Source organism: Antrihabitans stalactiti (assembly GCF_012932915.1).
Classification (GTDB): domain Bacteria; phylum Actinomycetota; class Actinomycetes; order Mycobacteriales; family Mycobacteriaceae; genus Antrihabitans; species Antrihabitans stalactiti.
This window is the reverse complement of the sequence record NZ_VCQU01000002.1, coordinates 210,698-228,386: the sequence shown is the minus strand read 5'-3', so window position 1 is coordinate 228,386 and position 17,689 is coordinate 210,698. Positions and strand designations below refer to the sequence as shown.

The following is a 17,689-nucleotide window of genomic DNA, read 5'->3' as shown; positions in this document are numbered from 1 at the left end:
TGCGGTGCTACTTGGCTACTGGCGCGGAAAGCTCATAGGAACGCGCCAGTCTGAGTCGAAGGTGATAGCTGAGCACCGACAGGGTGAACAGGCCGATCGCAAGGTTGGTCACCGCGGCGAAACCCTGTGTTGCGAAGTCCACCAGTGCATTCAGGAACGTGAATGTCAGTGCTGCGTCGCGGAGCATCCGGAGCGGCCAGATCGCGTCGGTTTTGCGCAGCGCCAACATCGCAGGCAATGAGAGGGCGAGCGTGATCGCCGCGCTGACGAGCAGTATCGCCGTCGCCGGGCTCATTCCTGCCAACTCGAACGTCACGCGGTCGTCTTCGTAGAACACGCCGCCGAGCAGCGCACCGAGTGCGCCGAAGGCCAATCCCAGCAGCGACGCGACCACCATCAGCCAGCCGACGATCGGCACCCATCGCGGACTACGGAGGAACCCGGGCACCAGCCCGACCGTGAACTCCTTCAACCGGTACATCTTCTCGCTGGCGGGCGAGCAGTGGTGGATCAGTGACCGCACGTGCGCGGCGGCGGTCGCGTCGGCTCCGCCCTCTTCCGCAGCAGACACCATCGACAACGCCCATTCCCTACGCCGGTCCGGCAGTCCATGGACGACGCCGTCGGCCGCGATCGCCGCTGCACTTGCGAGATTTTCCGACGGGGTCGGCGGGCGAAGGTCCCGGACCATTCGGTTGATCACCAAAATCAATGCCACGGCGATGTACATGATCTCGGCGGACGGACCGTAGAAATAGTCGTTGTCTTTCGTGACGAACTTGCCGACCTCGTCGAGAAAAAGCCCGAAACCGATGCCGCCGACGATCACCATGACGACGCGCACTCCGAAGCCGGTGAACAGCCAACCGAACACCAGAGCGAGCATCATCATCGCGCCGCCGTACAACGCGTGAGCGATATGGAGGTTGCCCCCACCGACCTGCGGGTAGTTGGTCAACTCCAAATACAGCCGCGTGATGAGGATCGTCGCGACGGCGATGATCATGAACGATTCTGCCGAGACGCTCCCATATGGCGCCCGTGTCAAACGGATTCGTCCGACCCTGTTCTTCCAAGTCACCGCAGCATTATGCGCCGATTGTCCCGTTCACCTGTGCCGGATCCGGGTGTTTACTGAAACGAGCGACGCAGCGCGTGCGTCGTTGAGTAGAGGTGTGCGATGTCGGTCTGGCGATTGCGTGATTACCACGATGACGACCTGGATCAGGCGATTCGAATCTGGGACGAAAGTCGCGAGCCCGGGTCGCTCGAACCGGTGTTTCCGGTAGCCGAGGTCGTTGCGGCAGCGCGAAGCGGCCAACCGGCGGTGGTCGCGGAAGTGGGCGACGAAATTGTCGGCATGACCGTTGCCCAGACCCAAGGCGATCGCGCGTGGGTGTTGCTCGTCGCGCTCGGATCGCACTGGCGCCAACGCGGCATCGGCAGCGCACTGGTGGCGGAGTTGGAGCGCCGGTTGCGATCCGTCGGAGTTCGGCGCATCAGTGCGATCATCGCCGACGGCGCGACCGGGTCGGCGGCGTTCGAGAACTCCGGCTACCTGCGACGGGACGGTCTCGTCTACTACGAAATGGTCGATCGTTTGGGTCCCGATCAGACGAATGCACTCACCGAACTCGGCGGCCGTCTCTTACCGCACGGCCTGTGGCAAGCCCTGGCAGGCATGGAGCGCGAGAAGGACATCATCGAACGCCGGATCGTGCTTCCACTCGCGCACCCTGACGTCGCAGACCGCTACGGCGTACGTCCACCCAAGGCCGTCATCCTCTTCGGGCCACCCGGTACCGGTAAGACCAGCTTCGCCAAGGCGGTGGCCTCACGTCTCGGCTGGCCGTTCGTCGAACTGTTTCCATCAAGATTGGCAGCGACAGCAACGGGCGGACTTGCGGCGTCGCTTCGCGAAACTTTCGCCGAGTTCGCCGAGCTCGATGAGCTGGTCCTCTTCATCGACGAGGTCGAAGAAATCGCGGCCGCGCGGTCCGGGACGGCGACCAACGTCGAACTGGGCGTAACGAACGAGCTGCTCAAGCTGATTCCCGCCTTCCGCGAGTACGACAGCCGGCTACTGGTCTGTGCGACCAATTCGATTCGATCACTCGACTCGGCGTTCATGCGGCCAGGACGCTTCGACTACATTCTCCCGATCGGTCCGCCCGATCCGCCTGCACGAAAAGCGATCTGGGCACGCTACCTGAGCCCGGTCCATGACGCGATCGACCTCGTGCGGCTGGTCGCAGCAACCGAACTGTTCACCCCAGCCGATATCGAGTTCGCGGCAAGAAAAGGAGCGCAAGCCGCGTTCGAGCGAGAAGTGTTGCACAACAAGGGCCAGCCAGCGAACACCGATGACTTCATCGCCGCGATTTCGGATACCCGCCCGACTCTGACTACCGAGATTCTCACCCAGTTCGAACAGGACAACGAGCGCTACACACGAATGTAGCTCGCCTCGACTGCTGCTATACGTTCGGAGACGTCGACGCTGGACAACTCGACGATCTGCCGCAAGTCGGCATCGGCGCCGCCGTCGCGGACGACGCGAAGCAACCGAGCAATTCCTTCGTCATCGAGACTGTCGATCAAGACGTCGGCGTAACGCTGGACGAGATCAGGATCCAGCCGGCCGAGCACCGACAATCCGGTAAGCACGAGATCATCGCTGCCGTCGGCAGTCTCGATGATGATCGAGCAAAGCCGATCGGCGGGAAACAGCCGCAGGATCTCGTTGAGCCGCTTCGCGTTCGGTGTCAGCGCAGCTGTTCGGAGCAAGCCTTCGTTGTCGGCGATTCCAGTTTCGAAAGCGGCAATGAGTTCGGCATTCGCATGCTCGACGAAGTTCGCCGCGGTCGCATACTGCCGCCGAACGAGCAGTTCCTCGGCCGCGGGTACCAACACCGCTGGATCCATCGAAGGTGCCAGTGTCGCAATGACCCGAGGATCGAGGTACGGCGCGGCGGCGGCGAGATAGGTAGGCGACATGCGGCCCATCACCGAATGGATCCGCCCCGGGTACGCGACGCCCAGGGCGCCCGCTGCGAGTCCGGAAACCATTGGCGGAACGATCTTCTCCGCCAGCTTGGCGACGAGCGCGTCGGGGATGAGCGGGGCGAGTTTGGCGACCCGCGCAAACGTCGACGCCAAAGAATCGAACAACGTCGCCGAGATTTCCGACCGGAGTTCGTGAATCGTTTCCGCACCCAGCCGCTCGTAATGCCGGATTCGTTCGGTCTCGACCGACAGCACGGTCGCGAGCATCTCCAATTGGCCCTGGGTGACAAGGTCGGTCATTGTTTCGATTCCGTTCAGTCGAAGAGGATTTTTCTAGCGGGCATCCTGACGAGTCGCGGCAGGTGGTTGAGCATTTCGCCGATCGAGTCATCGATTTGCTTGCGGCGCTGAGATTTCGCTTCTTTGATCCACGCCGTCAGCTCTGCGCATTCGGCGTCGGTCAAGTCGTCCGCTAAGGATCCGATCGGGCACTCACGTCGCAGCGCCGATCTCACATCGGTTGTCATTTTGGTCTCCTGTCATTCGACGAATGAAGCCGCCGAGTTCTTCGAGCGATGTCCGTCCCTCGGGGACCACATCGGCAGCCAACTGGAACACGTGAATCTGGCCGGGCCACAGTTTCAAGCCACTTCGAACCCCGCTGTCGAGCAACCGGTCATGCAGAGCCAGTGCGTCGATTGCCAGCACTTCGGTGTCGGCAGCGTGGATCAGAAACGGTGGGAGGCGTGACAAGTCGTGGTTGATGGGTGAAACCGCTCTGGCTTCGGAGACGCTGCGCGCCAAGACGTGTTCCGCCATGAGTCGGCCACCGCTCATCGGCCACGCGCCGGCGATCGGGATAGCCGCATCTTGCTTGGCTCGCGGATCGGCGAGCTTCTCGGTGGGGTCGAAATCGACCCACGGCGACATTATGACAACGCCGGCCGGAAGGGGCAGTCCGCCGTCCCTTATCGCGATCGCACTGCCAAGGGCGACGGCAGCTCCCCCCGAATCACCGCCCAACACAACCTTCGCCGGGTCGATGCCCGCGGCCAGGATCGCTCGATACGCAGCAATTCCGTCTCGCACAGCATCCGCGAATTCGTGCTCTATCAGCAGCCGATATTCGACGCTGTACACCGGCACGTGGGCATTCGCCGACAGTCGAGAGAGCAGTCGGCGATGCGAATTGAACCCACCGGCGACCAGTCCGCCGCCGTGGAAGAAGACCACCGCGGCATTCTCGTCGAGTTCACCCGGACCACTGACCTTTTCGATCCGCGGCCAGCCAGGAAGTACCTCGACCGTGCTGCCCCTCACCGCACGCAGCGGGTATGCCAGGTGATCGCTCGACGCCACCATGGTCTGGATCCACCGTGCCTTGGCCGTACCCGGCGGTCCGGCGGCGATCAACATCCCGTACACGCTTATCAGGGCGTTCAAGGAGGGCTTGATCACGATGCGACTCGTACGCATCAGAACTCGGGATTGCCAGCTCATGGTGCGATGCCTTCGCTATCGGGGTCCAGGTCGATCGACTCGACGTCGAAGCCCGATCTCGCTTCACGAAGCACCGCCAACAGGTCGCCGACGAGTCGTGCGCGCTCTGCTCGGTCTGTCGCGTTGTTGACTCGCTCGGTGGCTCCGGACGACAGGAGCGCGACGACCGTCTCGTCGACCTGCGCGTTCGCTTGGACCGCTCGACGGTCGGCGTTGCGGAAGAGCAGCCGATATCGATCGAGCCAATGTGTTTTCGCGGTCGCCGGTGCGGGCAAAGGTTCATCGCTTCCGACGGAAGCAAATCGGTAGTCGTTGACGACGTCGAAGGTGTGATTGTCGTACCACGCCTTCAGCGTCGAACTCGGCCGGATCAGTGGGACGTCGCCGTGCGGGTCGAAGAAGTACCCCTGGTTGACGTCGCAGTTGTTGTTGAAGAATGCCGTGTACTGCATATGGTCCAAGCAGTACTGGAAGTACCGCTCGTTGGCTTCAGAAGTCACTTGAATCTCGGTGGCGCCCCGTCTGCGGGCCTCGGCAATGCACCGAATCAGGTGGCGCGCACTGAAGTCGATCGAGAGTGCATACGAATGGCCGGTGAAGCTGTAGGGACCGATCGGCAGGAAAGCGTTCGGGGCGTGCGGCACGGTCGCGCCGTGGAATGCCCGAATTCGTTCTTCTCGGAACACTTGTCGGAGATCACGACCGTCGCGACCGCGCAGCGGCAGTGGCGGCTGGTCTTCGAAGCCCTTGAACCCGGTGGCCATGACAATCAGATCGACCGGTCGGTGAATCCCGTCGGTGGTCCAGATTCCTTCGGCGTCGATGCGTTCGATACCGTCGGTGATCAGCTCCACGTTGGCGCGGTTGAACGTTGGGTAGTACTTGTTCGACACGGTCGGGAATGTGCAGCCCCAGCCGGACCGGGGACGCAGCTTTGCTCGAACATCCTTGTCTCGCGCGCCGATTCGCATGTTCAGCAGGCAGATCCATTCGATGACGCGGACGACGAACGGCGCGCGGGTGTAGTAGACCAGCCCAAGTGTTTTCACCAGCTCTGCGGCACCGTGAACGACGAGGGCAATCAGTTTGAGCACGCCGGGGAACCGGCGGAAAAGCTTGCGCACCAACTCGGGAACGCGCGGGTCAGGTCTCGGCAAGACCCAGGAGGCGGTGCGCTGGTAGACATCGAGCTGGGCGACATCCGGAGCGATGGTGGGCACAACCTGAATTGCGGACGCACCCGTCCCGATCACGGCAACGCGCTTGCCTGCGTAGTCGTAGCTGTGGTCCCACCTCGCGGTGTGCATGACCTTTCCGGCGAACTCCTCCAGCCCGGAGATGTCGGCGTTCTTGGGCTTCTGCAGCAGGCCCCAACCGCCGATGACATAACGGCAGGTCACGGTGTGACCTGTGTCGAGATGCGCCCGCCAGAGATGGTGTCGTTCGTCGTAATCGGCGCTGAGAATTTCTACGCCGAAGATCGCGTGGCGGCGAAGGTTGTACTTATCGACGCAATGGTCGATGTAGCCCTTGATCTCGTGCCCAAGTGGGAAGGTTTTCTGCCACTCCGGGTATTGCTCTTCGTGGAAGGTGTACAGCACGCCTGGCAGATCGACGGCCACACCTGGATAGGTGTTGACGTGCCAGGTTCCGCCGAATTCGGAGTCCTTGTCCACCATGACGAAGTCTTCGATTCCTGCTTGCTTCAATGCGATCGCGGTGCCGATACCCGCATAGCCCGCGCCGAGAATTGCGAACTCGAAATCCGGAGTTTCGAATTGTTCGGTCATTGCGTCGCGCCTCCAGTCAACTGCGCGTTGCGTCGTGCCAGCCCGGCGGGAAGCTCCCGCATGACCAGATGGACGGCCAAGATGACGATGAATGGGACCGGCCCGATCGTCGGACCACCGAGCGAGACAAGGCCGTTCATCGCATTGAGTGGTCCCGTCAAGGTGAGGAAGCCGAACCAGGCAAGTCCGTTCGTCACGCAGGTGTAAGCGGCAAACCAGTTGAGCCAGGACGGAAAGACGTTGCCGCGCTTAGAGATCACAATGAACGAGATGAAAAACGGAATCCACAGCGGTCCGAGCAGATACGCGGACGCGAGGGTGACGACGTGTAGAGCGTGCACGATCTCGTCGCTGACATGGTCGACGAGCAGGATGTTCGCGGCGAAGATTCCCACTTCGAACGCGAAGAAGATGATGAGCGCGAGATCGCTGGCGAAGCCGATCCAGCTCATGCGGTGCCCGGGGCTCTTGTCCGCCGGATACAGCAGGCTCGCGACCGCGCCGCTGATCACCAACAGGGCGAGGAACATCAGTCCAGCAAGGCCCATGGCGACTTTGAGGAGCAACTGGTGATCGCGGATGAAATCCGCTATGGCTGTGGTCGATTCGCCGTCGGGCAAGATCGTGACGTAGAGGGTCAACAAGCCGGCCACCGCCAGGACCGCGGTACCGCCGAACACCAGGTAGCTCAGTCGTTGTAGGCGCCCAGTTTGCGCCCAGCGGTCGAGAATTCCGATGATCGCGGGAATCGGCGGGATGCGCCACAGCGATGAAGTCGGTTGATCTTGCAGGTGACTGACGGGTTCGAGAGTGCGAGTAGACATACTTCTCCAATTTTCGTTTCGCGTGGGATCAGCTGACGTCAGCGATGAGAACCGGCATGAGCCGGGAAAGGCGTTGCACGCGAGCCGACATCGCGTAGGTCTGAGTGGCATCGACAATTCGCGGCTGGGTGATCTCTAGGATTCTGTCGGCAAGAGCGATCTGTGCGGACCCTGCAGCGAGCAGGTCGGTGATCCACAGCCTGGCCTTGCCGTAGGCGAGCGGGATCGCGATCTGGGACCCTTCGTCGAGGACGACGGCCCGGACTCGTCGGGCACCCACCACAATGTCGCCGTACGGAAGCACGCCCGTCAACAGCGGCTCGACTCGACGAAGAGCGTCTGGCAGCAGCGCGTCACCGTCGTCGGGCCGACGGGTCAGCATCAACGGCGCCCAGTTGTACCGCTTCGGCTCCGGTTGCAGGCCAACGGAATTGAACAGCATCGCAAGATGGTCGTAGAGCCCGATCACGAAGAACAATTCCGCGATGCGGCGGTTGTCGAGGAAGGGCTCCAGCTCTTTCCAGGTGACATCGCTGATCTGGTGATCGCGCTGAATGTCATCGACGGCCTGCAGTAGCGCTCGCTGCTCGTCGGTCCAGCCGGGTTCGTCGGGGCCCTTCGTCACCCGTTCGATCGTCTCCGGCGATACTCCACCCAGTCGCGACACATGGAAGTGCACGTACCACTCGTAGCGCCCGTGGGCATTCCAGACGGTGCGAAGGATGACGAGCTGGATGTTGGGATCGCGGCGCCGCCGTAACGGGGTGATCGCCGCCGAATGCACTAACCAGGTCCACAGCAGCCAGGGATTGAGCGACAACGCTTCCGCGCCTTTCACCGAAGGCGTCCCCAGGACAAGTCCGGCTGCGCGATGCGCCAACCAATTGAGCGGACCGACCTCGCTCAATTTCCCCAATTCGATTCGTCCCTCCGGGATCTCGAACTGACCGGAGTTGAGCGTGCGCTCCAGGATGCGCGAGCCGTCGGCGGTCATGCGGACAGCTCCGCACAAGTGTCGAACGAGTAGTCTTTCCAACTGAAGTAGCGGACGCTGAACCAGCTGAACACACCGAGACTGGGGCGCAGGAACGGCGCGTCGCCATGTTCGTCGGTGTAGTAGCTGTTGGACCCTGCACAGCTCGGGCTCTTGAACACCTCGCGCTCGACCTTGCGCAACGTGTCGTCGAGGAACCGGCGGTGTGCGTCCATCGTGGGAGCGACGCGCGTTGCGCCGCGCTTCCTGGCTTCCTGCAACACCTTTACCGCGTGGGTGACGCCCAGATCGATCGTGCCGAACCACGAGGCGCCGGATACCCCGTACGGACCTGGGACCAGGAACAAGTTGGGGAACTGCGGCAGCGTCGAACCTTTGGTATGCCTGTTTGCGATCACGCGCCCACACGTCCGAGAGGTCCGCGCCGTCGACACCGCGGATCGTGTACGGCACGTCGAAGACCTTGAATCCGGTGGCGAGCACGATTGCGTCGACCTCGCGGACCTGGCCGTCGACCGTCCTGATTCCGTTGGCAGTGACCTGTTCGATCGAATCGGTGACCAACTCGACGTCGTCCCGGTTGAATGCACGCAGGTAGGCATTGGAGAACGACGGGCGCTTGCAGCCGAAGGCGTAGGCAGGTGTCAGCTTCGCTCGAGTGTCTTTGTCCTTCACCTGAACTCGCAGTTGCGCGCGGCACACGGCTTCCATGGATTTCGCAATCAGCGGCAGTTGCCGGTTGTAGACCGCACCGAGAATCACCGTGCCGTCGCTACCTGCAGTAGTTGCGAGCCGGACCGCTCGTTGGGCGAGCGGTACGTTCGCGAATACCCGTTGCACAACGGGCGAAATCGACGGATTCACCTTGGGGATCACCCAGATCGGCGTGCGCTGATACACGTCGAGACGTGCTGTCTCCGGGGCGATCGTCGGAATGATCTGCAGGGCACTGGCTCCCGTCCCGATGACGGCCACGCGTTTGCCGGCGACGTCGTAGTCGTGGTCCCAACTCGCCGAGCGCAGGATCTTGCCCTCGAATCTGTCCAGACCTGCGATGTTCGGCTGCACCGGAGTGACCAGCACGCCGTGGCACGATATGAGGAACCGCGCGGTCATCTCGTCACCGGTATCGAACGTCAAGCGCCATAGATGATTTCCCTCGTCGAACTCTGCCGTGTCGACCGACGTGTTGAGTCTGAGGTGCCTGCGCAATCCGTACTTGTCTGCGATGTCGGTGGCGTACTTCATCAGCTCCGCACCAGGCGCGAAGACGCGCGACCAGTTCGGGTTCTGCTCGAAGTGATACGAGTACGTGAACGACGGGATATCTACGCCGACACCTGGGTAGGTGTTATCGCGCCAGGTGCCACCGACGTCGGCGCGACGTTCGATGATGACGAAGTCGTCGATCCCGTCGTCCTTCAGCTTGATCGCTGCACCCATGCCGGCGAACCCCGCGCCGATGATCGCTACCTCGTGGTCTGGTTCCTTCTTCATGTCGCTGACGGTACTTTTATATGGCTGACACGTCAACCATGTTATTAATTGCAGGTCAAACGCTCACGCTCAACATGTAGACTTGCCGACATGACACGCCGCGCTGGTCCGGGCCGTCCGGCCGACCCCGCCCTGACCGAGCGACGCAAGCGGCAGATCGTGGAAGCGGCGTACAAGGAATTTGCCGAGCGCGGCTATCACGACACAGGGATCACGGAGATCATGCAATCCGCCGAACTAGGGCGCGGCACGTTCTACCTGTATTTCGACAACAAGCGCGAAGTCCTCGACGGCGTCATCGATTTCATCATCGAGCAGATCATGGCTGCCATCGGCGCAGACGTGGCACCGACCAACCTCTCGTCGATCGACGATTTCGCCGACTACCTACGCAGAGTCGGCGACAATCTGTTCACGCTGCTCGATGAGCACCCGACCTTGTCGACAGTCCTGATCCGCAGCGGAATGATCGACGAGGCAGTCAGTGCGCGAATCTTCGGACTCGCCGACATGTTCACTGCGGTGACGACGATGTACGTGGCTCGAGCCAAGCAACAGGGAATTCTGGATCCGACATTCGACACCGCGGCAATAGCGAACGCGCTCACCGGTTTTGCGATCGGCGGACTCGCCAGGGGCCTGCGCGGCAATTTCGCAGTCGATGAACGAAAGACCTACGTCGAGACGGCCGTGGAACTGATGCGGTCCTTCGCTACCAAGTGACCTGCTAGGACGCGCGCCGCTCCCCTGCTCGTGCGGGCCGGGAGGCGCGGACCGCCTTGGCGATCGACGGCATCAGCCGCGGCAACAGCACCTGATCGGCGGGCAGGGTCCGCAGGTCCATCCGGTTGTGGACGAAGCCGATGGCCAGGCCGTGTTGGGGTACGACCCACCCTGTCGTTCCGGACAAACCTACGTGGCCGAATCCGCGCATGCCGGGCAGGTGGTGGAAGCCGAGTCCCCAAAGCTGGCCCAGAATTCGATCGCGCTGCCGCGACTGGAGGACGCCGATCTGCGCGTTGAGTTCCGGGCTCAGCAGAGTTCCGCTCACGATCGCCGCGTAGAAGTTCGCCAGGGCGGGTGCAGTGAAGATGCCCGACGCCGCACCGAGATTCGCGCCGATCACCAGCGGCGGGTCACCCTTGGTGAGCGGTCCGAGCACGTCGCCGAACGCATTCGGCACCAACCCGACGTAGGGAGCGCGGCCCGCGACCGACGCAACTGACAGTGCGACGCGTGAGCCCAGCGACCCGAACCGCTTGCCGACCATCTCGGCGATCACGGTCTTCGAACCTGCAGCCGGCGCACCCAGGTGCAGTCCGTCGACACCGAGCGGTTCAGCCAGTTCGGTGCGGAAGAGGTCCGGCAGCGACGAGCCGGTAACCGAGCGCGCCAGTCCGCCGAGGACCCAGCCGTAGGTCAGGCCGTGGTACGCGGGGACCCCGTGGAGACGCGGACGAGCGGCCGCAATGCGCGACTCCATGAGCTCCAGGTCGAGGAAATCCGCTGGCCGAGTTGTCAATCCGACGACCGAAGACAAGCCGGCACGATGTGTGAGAGCGTCGCGGACCGTAATCGTGCCCTTGCCTTGCTGCGCGAACTCAGGCCAGTACCGTGCGACGGGTTCGTCATAGTCGAGGAGGCCGCGATCGACCAGCCGGTGGATGACCATCGCCGTCGGACCTTTGGTTGCCGACCATGCGACCGCGCCGGTGTTCTCGGTCCAGGGCGTGGTCCGGGCGGCGTCGGCGTATCCGGTCCACAGATTCACGACCGGCTCACCGTGCACACTGATCGTGAGTGCTCCACCGCCGGGCCGACCCGGTCCGATGAGCTTCGCGAATGACGCACCGACCGATTCGAATCCGTCTGCGGTCCAGCCGTTGATACGAGCGTCGTTGCTCATTTTCGGTCCTCCGAGTAGGCGGTGATGACGTGCGTGAGCAGAGTGATGCGGCGCGCACGAACGACTGCATCGTCCGGCTCGAGCAGCACTTGTACAGTGGTGCCGTCGTGGACGGCGACGAGCGCTTGCCCCATCGCAACATGGTCGGGAATCGTGCGCCCGATCCGATTGAGCAAGGTCTCTAGAACGGGTGTGAGCGCTGCGCTGATCGCAGCTTCGCGCGCCGCCATCACCCGTCGTAACGACGGATGGCGCAACGCATGTGCGGTGAACTCGGCAGTGATGCGGTACCAGACGTCGTCGATCGGAACGACGCCGGCGAAGTGCTCGACGATATCGCCGACAGACCGCACCGCCGGGGCATCGTCGTCCAACGCAGCGCGCACGCCGGTCAGCAGTTCGGCCGATTTCCGTTCCCACATCGCGAGGAACAACTCGTCGAGCGAAGTGAAGTTCGAATAGAACGCACCCCGCGTGTAGCCGGCGCGCTCGCACACCTGCTCGACCGTCGAGCGACCGAACCCGATATCGGCGAAAGCTTCGTAGGCCGCATCGACGAGTCGTTCGCGAGTTTCTGTGCGCCGCTTGGTGACCGGCTTAGCCACGTCGAATTGCTTCGGGATTCAGGTCCGCGATGGTCGGATAGCCGTCGACCGCCATCAGCAGGTCCGCCTCCGCGAGCAACGACCGCAGCACGTGGACAAGACCGTCGACGCCACCGAGCGCCAGCCCGTAGGCGTACGGACGCCCGATGCCGACCGCCGTCGCACCGAGTGCCAGCGCCTTGACGATGTCGCTGCCGTTGCGAATTCCGGAATCGAACAACACCGGCAGACCGTCGACCGCCTCCACAACATCGGAGAGATGATCGATCGCGGCGATGCCGCCGTTCGCCTGCCGTCCACCGTGATTGCTGCAGTAGATGCCGTCGACGCCCGCGTCCTTGGCGCGTCGCGCGTCCTCGGGATGACAGATCCCTTTGAGCACGATCGGCAACTTTGTCAGCGAACGCAACCAGTCGAGGTCGTCCCACGTCAGCGAATTGCCGAACATCGAGATCCACGTCAGGATTGCGGTTTTCGGGTCGTCTTCGGGCGACTTGGCCAGCAGTCCACGGAATACCGGGTCGGAGAAGTAGTTGGCCAGGCAATGGCCCCGCAGTTGGGGGAAGTTCGACGTGGACAGGTCGCGCGGTCGCCAGCCCGGCACCCAGGTATCGAGCGTGACGACGATCGCCTTGAACCCCGACGCCTCGGCCCGGCTGACGAAGCTCTGCGCCACGTCCTTGTTGGTAGGCGTGTAGAGCTGGAACATGCCGGGCGTGTTGCCGAAATGGGCGGCGACGTCTTCCATCGGGTCGACGGTCAGCGTCGACATCACCATCGGAACGCCCGTCCTCGCGGCAGCCTTGGCCGTAGCGATATCGCCGTGACCGTCTTGCGAGCACAGCCCGATGACGCCGACCGGCGACATGAAGATCGGTGACGGCAGCGTCATACCGAACAGCTCGATCGAGAGGTCGCGCTCCTTCGACGCACGGAGCATCCGCGGAATCAGTCCGTACTTCTCGAATGCCGTGACGTTCACCCGTTGCGTGAGCTCGTCACCCGCTCCCCCAGCGACATACGACCAGATGCCCGGCGGCAGCGCATACTTCGCGCGCTCTTCCAACTCGCTGTACGTCATCGGCATGGTCGGCAGCACGCCACCCAAACCACCGAAGTAGATCTCCAGTTGAAAGTCACCGAAGTTGGGCACGAAACCTCCATTGGTCGCCGAGCACATCGATACAAAAATGTATCAGAGCCCACCGGCTACGCTGGCCAACCGTGCGCAATTCGATCAAGATCATGACTGTCGCGACGGTGCTTCTCACTGGCGCGGGCGTGGCGGGATGCAGCTCGAACGAGAGCGCATCGAACTCTTCGCCGACAACTACCGGCAGCCCAGCAACCTCCAGCGCTACCACGCCGCTTGCGGCGTGCACCGCCGACGCGATCACCGTCAGCGGGGCGGCGAACGCGAGGCCGGAAATCACGATCCCCGACAACTGCGCACCGCCGAGCGAGCTGTTGATCAAAGACATCACGCCCGGCACCGGAACCGAAGTCAAGGCAGGTGACGACGCGACCGTGCAGTACGACCTTGTGACCTGGTCGGACAAGGCCGAAAAGGACGCCTCCTGGAACCGCGGCGAGCCGTTCACCGTCGAGAACGTCGGAAAAGCGCGCGTCATCGAAGGCTGGAACCAGGGCCTCATCGGGCTCAAGGAAGGCGGGCGCAGGCTGCTGGTCGTGCCTGCCTCGCTCGGATACGGCAAGGGCGGCAACGGAATCAAGCCCAACGAGACTCTCGTGTTCGTCATCGACGCGGTCGCGGTCAAGCAGCACTGATGCCCCGCACCTTCACGGTTTCCGAAAGCATCGACATCGCAGCGGATCCGCTGACGGTGTACGCGAAGGTCAGCGACCCGACCCTGACGAGGCACTGGAGTCCCGAAAATCGCGGCGCGACGATGCAGCCATCGGCCGACAGCGCGAACACGCAGGTAGGAACGGTGTTCGACGGCCACAACGAGCGATTTGGCTTTCGCTGGACCACCGAATGCGTCGTCACCGCAGCCGAACCCGGCGAACGATTCGCATTCGAGGTCCGCGCGTGGGAGTTTTCAAGCCTCTCATCAAGGTCTCCGTCGCGTCGTGGGACTACACGTTCGAGGCGACCGACGGCGGCACCAGGGTGACCGAGACCTGGACCGACGGGCGACGTTCGTGGCCCGATGCGCTCACCGCCGTCGTCGATCCATTCCTGACCGGCACACCCAGCTTCAGCGTGTTCAATCGCCGAAATATCCGAATCACACTGAAAAACCTCAAGGCGGCGATAGAGAATGCACCTTGATGGAATCCCAGACGTCGACAACACTTCGGTTCGCGCTGCTGCTCACCGCTTCCAGCGCATTTCTTGACGGCTACACCTTCGTCAGCCGTGACGGCGTGTTCGCAAACGCCCAGACCGGCAACGTGATCCTCCTCGGCGTCAACCTCGCTGCAGCGGAATGGCAAGCCGCCGTGGGTCATCTATGGCCGATCTTGGCATTTCTGGTCGGCGTGGCCTTTGCGAATCTGCTCAAAAGTGAGCGCTCCCATCGCCTCACAGCGCATCCGATTCGATTGGCGATCGTGGCGCAAATCCTGGTCCTCGTTGCGGTTGCTTTCGTTCCACTCAGTTGGAACAACGCGTTGGTCACCGTGCCGGTCTCCTTCGTGGCGGCTATCCAGATGGGGTTGTTCCGAACGGTCGGGTCGCTGTCCTACATGGCGATTGCCACCACTGGCAACCTGCTGCGTTTCACCGAGGCGCTCTACGCCGGCGTCGTCGATCACAAACCCGAGTCCCGCAAGGTCGCCGGTGTCTATGCGCGGATCATCAGCGCATTCGCGGTCGGAGCGGTCATAGGTGCAGTCTCGACGCAGGCGCTGAGCCACTACGCGGCATTCATCCCGGCGGGGATACTCGCCGCGACTTTGGTGCTCTTCTACGTCGATGAGCGCGAGGGCCGCGGGCCCTTGCCGTTGGAAAAAGACTAGCCGTGGCGACAACAGCGAAAAGTGCCTCTGACCTCTGGACAAAGCGCCGCAGAGACGTAGCGTTAAGTCATGAATACTCCGACGCCTTCACAATTTGTCGGTTACGCGATCGGCCGCACGCTTCCTGAGTCACTGCACCCCTGGGTCGAGAACGATCTGGTCGGGCCCGGGGCTGAGCGGCGGTGGCTGTTGCGGTTCTTCGTACCGACGCTGCCCTTCTTCCTGCTCGTTTTCCTGCTACCAGGAGAGCTGTGGATCAAGGTCGCAATGCTCGCCATGATGGTCGTTCCATTCGTCATTTTCACCATTGCGCTCAGCTATGTGTGGCGGCGATTTCGGATGGAAGCTCACGGACTCGACCCGCATCTGGTCGACCGGGCAAAGCACTCCGACAACGAACGGATGAGGTACCAGCTGCGCTTCGGGCATCAATAGACGACCTTGCCCGGGTTCAAAATGCCGTACGGATCCAGGCCGCGCTTGATGCTCTGATGCATGTCGAGCACGGCGGGCTGCAATTCCTTGGCCAGTCCCGCCATCTTGAGCAGCCCGACGCCGTGCTCGCCGGTCACGGTTCCGCCGAGTTCCAGTGCGGCATCGATGATGTCGCTGAATGCGGCCTGCGCGCGGGCGCGAGCCGCGTCGTCCTCGCGCGGAGCGATAAGGAGTGGATGCAAGTTCCCGTCGCCGGCGTGTGCGATATTCGCGATCGTCGTATCACGCAGCGCGGCAACCTGTTCGATGCGCGCAAGCATGTCCGGGACGGCACGGATCGGCACACAGATGTCTTCGGTCAGTACCGGACCCAGCCGCTCCATCGCGGGGTAGGCCAATCGTCGTGCTGCGAACAACGCATCGGATTCGGCCTGATCCGTTGATTGCGCGCTCCACGTAGCGCCAGCCTCGTCGAACGCCGCTCGGACCGCGCGGGCCTCGTCGTCGCCGACGCTGCCCGCAGTATCGACTCGACCCAGCAGGACGACGTTCGCGTCGACCGACAGGCCCATGTTCTTCCACGCATCGACAGCGAGCAGGCACTGCCGGTCCACCAACTCGAGGGCTGACGGTGTAATTCCCCTCGATGCCACCGCCGCGACTGCGCGACCGGCGTCGACGAGTGTGTCGAAATATCCCGCGATGGTGCGCTCAGGCTCGCGCCTCGGCCGCAGGCGCACAGTGATTTCGGTGATCAGACCAAGAGTGCCTTCGGATCCGACCATCAGCCCCGTGAGGTCGTAGCCGGCGACGCCCTTGCGTGTTCGACGGCCGAGCCGCACAAGCTCGCCTCCTCCTGTCACGACTTGCATGCCGAGGACGTAGTCGCCGGTGACGCCGTACTTCACGCAGCACACGCCGCCCGCGTTTGTCGCGACGTTGCCGCCGATCGTCGACCACGGTGAACTCGCCGGGTCCGGCGGATACCAGAGACCCAGGTCGGCGCACGCGCGCCGAAGGTCGTCGTTGACGACACCCGGCTCTACGACGGCGAGCCGTTCCAGAGGGTCGATCTCCTTGATCGCCGTCATCGCGTCGAACGCGACGACCAGACAGTCACGGCTGGAATTAGCCCCACCGGACAGACCGGTACCGGCGCCGCGCGGGACGATCGGGGTGCCATAGCGGGCGCACAGTTGCACCGCGACCTGCACTTCTTCCGCGGTTCGAGGGCGCAAGACCGCGAGCGGGCTTTCGAAGGGTGCCCACTCGGCCTCGTCGTGCAGGTAGCGCTCGATGACCGCGGGATCGACGACAAGTCGGTCGGCTGGGAGGTTCGCTCTCAGGTCGGCAACGAGCACGAGGAAACCTCTTTCGGCCGACCGGTCCGGACGAGGTCGACTCTAGTGGCGCGCTTCGTCAGTCGCGGTTCGGTCTCGAATGGGTCCGGCTCAGGCGTGTCTTCACGACTTCACGATCTGGCGCGGCCTAACCTCGGAACTCCGCGTTCGCTGAGGGGTACCGATGGCAGTACGAATCGAAGTTGGTCTGGGACCGCTCAAGTGGTCGCGACCTCTTCGGCTCCCCCGCGCGCAGCGCACCGCGCTGAATCTCATCGGCAGCATGGCCTACCTTGCTCTGCTGACCGGGCTGTGGTTCGGCTACGCGTTCGCACTGATTTACCAATGGCGCTATGCGATCGTCGTCTTCCTTGCAATCGGCGTCGTACTCATGGCCGGCCTGTGGTGGCTCGGCCGCAATTACAGAACCCCTGGAATCAGTACGCGGCGGTCGCGCGGATAGGCGAGGGGATCAGATGTCGACGGGGGTGAGCGGGTGGACCGCAGGTGCGGCCGCGAGTCGATCGCCGACCGCCGACAACGCGGCTCGCATGTGCTGCGACTTCGCGTGCTCGGCCAAGTCTTCCTGACTACGCCACGATTCGATCGCAACGAAAGTACCGGGCGCCGCGAGAGACTCGTTCAGGTCGTACGACACGCAGCCCGGCTCGGCGCGTGATGCACGGACCAAGTCGGCCAACACGGCCCGGACTTCCTCGATCGTGTCCGGCTTGGCCTGGATGACTGCGACGACGTTCAGATTGGTCATGCTCGGACCCTACTGTGCGAATCGCAGAATTCGGTGGC

At 62.9% G+C, this 17,689-nt stretch carries 20 protein-coding genes; 8 read left to right on the top strand and 12 right to left on the bottom strand.

Features of this window, described 5'->3' with window-relative positions:
* Window positions 1-7 precede the first annotated feature (7 nt).
* Window positions 8-1,006, bottom strand: a complete 999-nt coding sequence (locus FGL95_RS06795) for a hypothetical protein (RefSeq protein ID WP_169585462.1) — start codon at window positions 1,004-1,006, stop codon at window positions 8-10.
* A gap of 174 nt (window positions 1,007-1,180) precedes the next feature.
* Here FGL95_RS06795 and FGL95_RS06790 point away from each other — a divergent pair, with 174 nt between their 5' ends.
* Window positions 1,181-2,461: an ATP-binding protein gene (locus FGL95_RS06790; protein WP_169585461.1), complete on the top strand. Its 1,281-nt coding sequence runs from the start codon at window positions 1,181-1,183 to the stop codon at window positions 2,459-2,461.
* Here FGL95_RS06790 and FGL95_RS06785 read toward each other — a convergent pair.
* Genes FGL95_RS06785 through FGL95_RS32210 form a run of 6 tightly spaced genes read right to left on the bottom strand, consistent with a single transcriptional unit; the run spans window position 2,446 to window position 9,611 of the window.
* Window positions 2,446-3,306 (bottom strand): hypothetical protein, encoded by an 861-nt coding sequence (locus FGL95_RS06785; protein ID WP_169585460.1) that lies wholly within the window; start codon window positions 3,304-3,306, stop codon window positions 2,446-2,448. The genes FGL95_RS06790 and FGL95_RS06785 overlap by 16 nt on opposite strands.
* A 14-nt stretch (window positions 3,307-3,320) precedes the next feature.
* Window positions 3,321-3,470: a hypothetical protein gene (locus FGL95_RS06780; RefSeq protein ID WP_169585459.1), complete on the bottom strand. Its 150-nt coding sequence runs from the start codon at window positions 3,468-3,470 to the stop codon at window positions 3,321-3,323.
* 28 nt (window positions 3,471-3,498) lie between these two features.
* A complete protein-coding gene (locus FGL95_RS06775) occupies window positions 3,499-4,506 on the bottom strand; it encodes an alpha/beta hydrolase (RefSeq protein WP_169585458.1) in 1,008 nt (335 codons plus the stop codon).
* Entirely contained in the window at window positions 4,503-6,296 is a 1,794-nt protein-coding gene (locus tag FGL95_RS06770; protein ID WP_169585457.1) for a flavin-containing monooxygenase, read from the bottom strand. Before FGL95_RS06770 ends, FGL95_RS06775 begins: the two co-directional genes overlap by 4 nt.
* Entirely contained in the window at window positions 6,293-7,120 is an 828-nt protein-coding gene (locus tag FGL95_RS06765; protein ID WP_169585456.1) for a hypothetical protein, read from the bottom strand. Before FGL95_RS06765 ends, FGL95_RS06770 begins: the two co-directional genes overlap by 4 nt.
* A 28-nt stretch (window positions 7,121-7,148) precedes the next feature.
* The gene (locus FGL95_RS32210) at window positions 7,149-9,611 is read right to left on the bottom strand and encodes an NAD(P)-binding domain-containing protein (RefSeq protein WP_240962808.1); all 2,463 of its coding nucleotides are present in this window, start codon (window positions 9,609-9,611) and stop codon (window positions 7,149-7,151) included.
* 90 nt (window positions 9,612-9,701) lie between these two features.
* On the opposite strand from FGL95_RS32210, the gene FGL95_RS06750 reads away from it, so the two are divergent.
* Window positions 9,702-10,334: a TetR/AcrR family transcriptional regulator gene (locus FGL95_RS06750; RefSeq protein WP_169585454.1), complete on the top strand. Its 633-nt coding sequence runs from the start codon at window positions 9,702-9,704 to the stop codon at window positions 10,332-10,334.
* Window positions 10,335-10,338: 4 nt separating this feature from the next.
* Here the strand turns inward: FGL95_RS06750 and FGL95_RS06745 are convergent, their stop codons facing one another.
* From FGL95_RS06745 to FGL95_RS06735, 3 genes are read right to left on the bottom strand one after another with little or no spacing between them, the layout of a single operon-like run.
* Window positions 10,339-11,517, bottom strand: coding sequence for a serine hydrolase domain-containing protein (locus tag FGL95_RS06745; protein ID WP_169585453.1), 1,179 nt, complete (start codon window positions 11,515-11,517; stop codon window positions 10,339-10,341).
* Complete coding sequence (locus tag FGL95_RS06740) at window positions 11,514-12,122, bottom strand: TetR family transcriptional regulator (protein WP_169585452.1); 609 nt, start codon at window positions 12,120-12,122, stop codon at window positions 11,514-11,516. Before FGL95_RS06740 ends, FGL95_RS06745 begins: the two co-directional genes overlap by 4 nt.
* Complete coding sequence (locus FGL95_RS06735; protein WP_338079740.1) at window positions 12,115-13,275, bottom strand: lactate 2-monooxygenase; 1,161 nt, start codon at window positions 13,273-13,275, stop codon at window positions 12,115-12,117. Before FGL95_RS06735 ends, FGL95_RS06740 begins: the two co-directional genes overlap by 8 nt.
* A gap of 71 nt (window positions 13,276-13,346) precedes the next feature.
* On the opposite strand from FGL95_RS06735, the gene FGL95_RS06730 reads away from it, so the two are divergent.
* The 5 genes from FGL95_RS06730 to FGL95_RS06715 all read left to right on the top strand — a co-directional run bounded on the left by FGL95_RS06730 (window position 13,347) and on the right by FGL95_RS06715 (window position 15,542).
* A complete protein-coding gene (locus FGL95_RS06730) occupies window positions 13,347-13,910 on the top strand; it encodes an FKBP-type peptidyl-prolyl cis-trans isomerase (protein ID WP_338079739.1) in 564 nt (187 codons plus the stop codon).
* The gene (locus FGL95_RS06725) at window positions 13,910-14,260 is read left to right on the top strand and encodes an SRPBCC family protein (RefSeq protein WP_240962807.1); all 351 of its coding nucleotides are present in this window, start codon (window positions 13,910-13,912) and stop codon (window positions 14,258-14,260) included. Before FGL95_RS06730 ends, FGL95_RS06725 begins: the two co-directional genes overlap by 1 nt.
* A complete protein-coding gene (locus FGL95_RS32205) occupies window positions 14,176-14,418 on the top strand; it encodes an SRPBCC family protein (protein ID WP_240962902.1) in 243 nt (80 codons plus the stop codon). Before FGL95_RS06725 ends, FGL95_RS32205 begins: the two co-directional genes overlap by 85 nt.
* On the top strand, window positions 14,418-15,107 hold the full coding sequence (locus FGL95_RS06720; protein ID WP_169585450.1) for a YoaK family protein: 690 nt from the start codon (window positions 14,418-14,420) through the stop codon (window positions 15,105-15,107). The genes FGL95_RS32205 and FGL95_RS06720 overlap by 1 nt, the downstream gene beginning before the upstream one ends.
* A gap of 69 nt (window positions 15,108-15,176) precedes the next feature.
* Window positions 15,177-15,542, top strand: coding sequence for a DUF5313 family protein (locus FGL95_RS06715; RefSeq protein ID WP_169585449.1), 366 nt, complete (start codon window positions 15,177-15,179; stop codon window positions 15,540-15,542).
* On the opposite strand, the gene FGL95_RS06710 is transcribed toward FGL95_RS06715, so the two are convergent.
* On the bottom strand, window positions 15,536-16,903 hold the full coding sequence (locus FGL95_RS06710) for an FAD-linked oxidase C-terminal domain-containing protein (protein WP_169585448.1): 1,368 nt from the start codon (window positions 16,901-16,903) through the stop codon (window positions 15,536-15,538). The genes FGL95_RS06715 and FGL95_RS06710 overlap by 7 nt on opposite strands.
* A 163-nt stretch (window positions 16,904-17,066) precedes the next feature.
* Here FGL95_RS06710 and FGL95_RS06705 point away from each other — a divergent pair, with 163 nt between their 5' ends.
* A complete protein-coding gene (locus FGL95_RS06705) occupies window positions 17,067-17,345 on the top strand; it encodes a hypothetical protein (protein ID WP_169585447.1) in 279 nt (92 codons plus the stop codon).
* 9 nt (window positions 17,346-17,354) lie between these two features.
* Here the strand turns inward: FGL95_RS06705 and FGL95_RS06700 are convergent, their stop codons facing one another.
* On the bottom strand, window positions 17,355-17,651 hold the full coding sequence (locus FGL95_RS06700; RefSeq protein ID WP_169585446.1) for a putative quinol monooxygenase: 297 nt from the start codon (window positions 17,649-17,651) through the stop codon (window positions 17,355-17,357).
* Window positions 17,652-17,689: the final 38 nt, after the last annotated feature.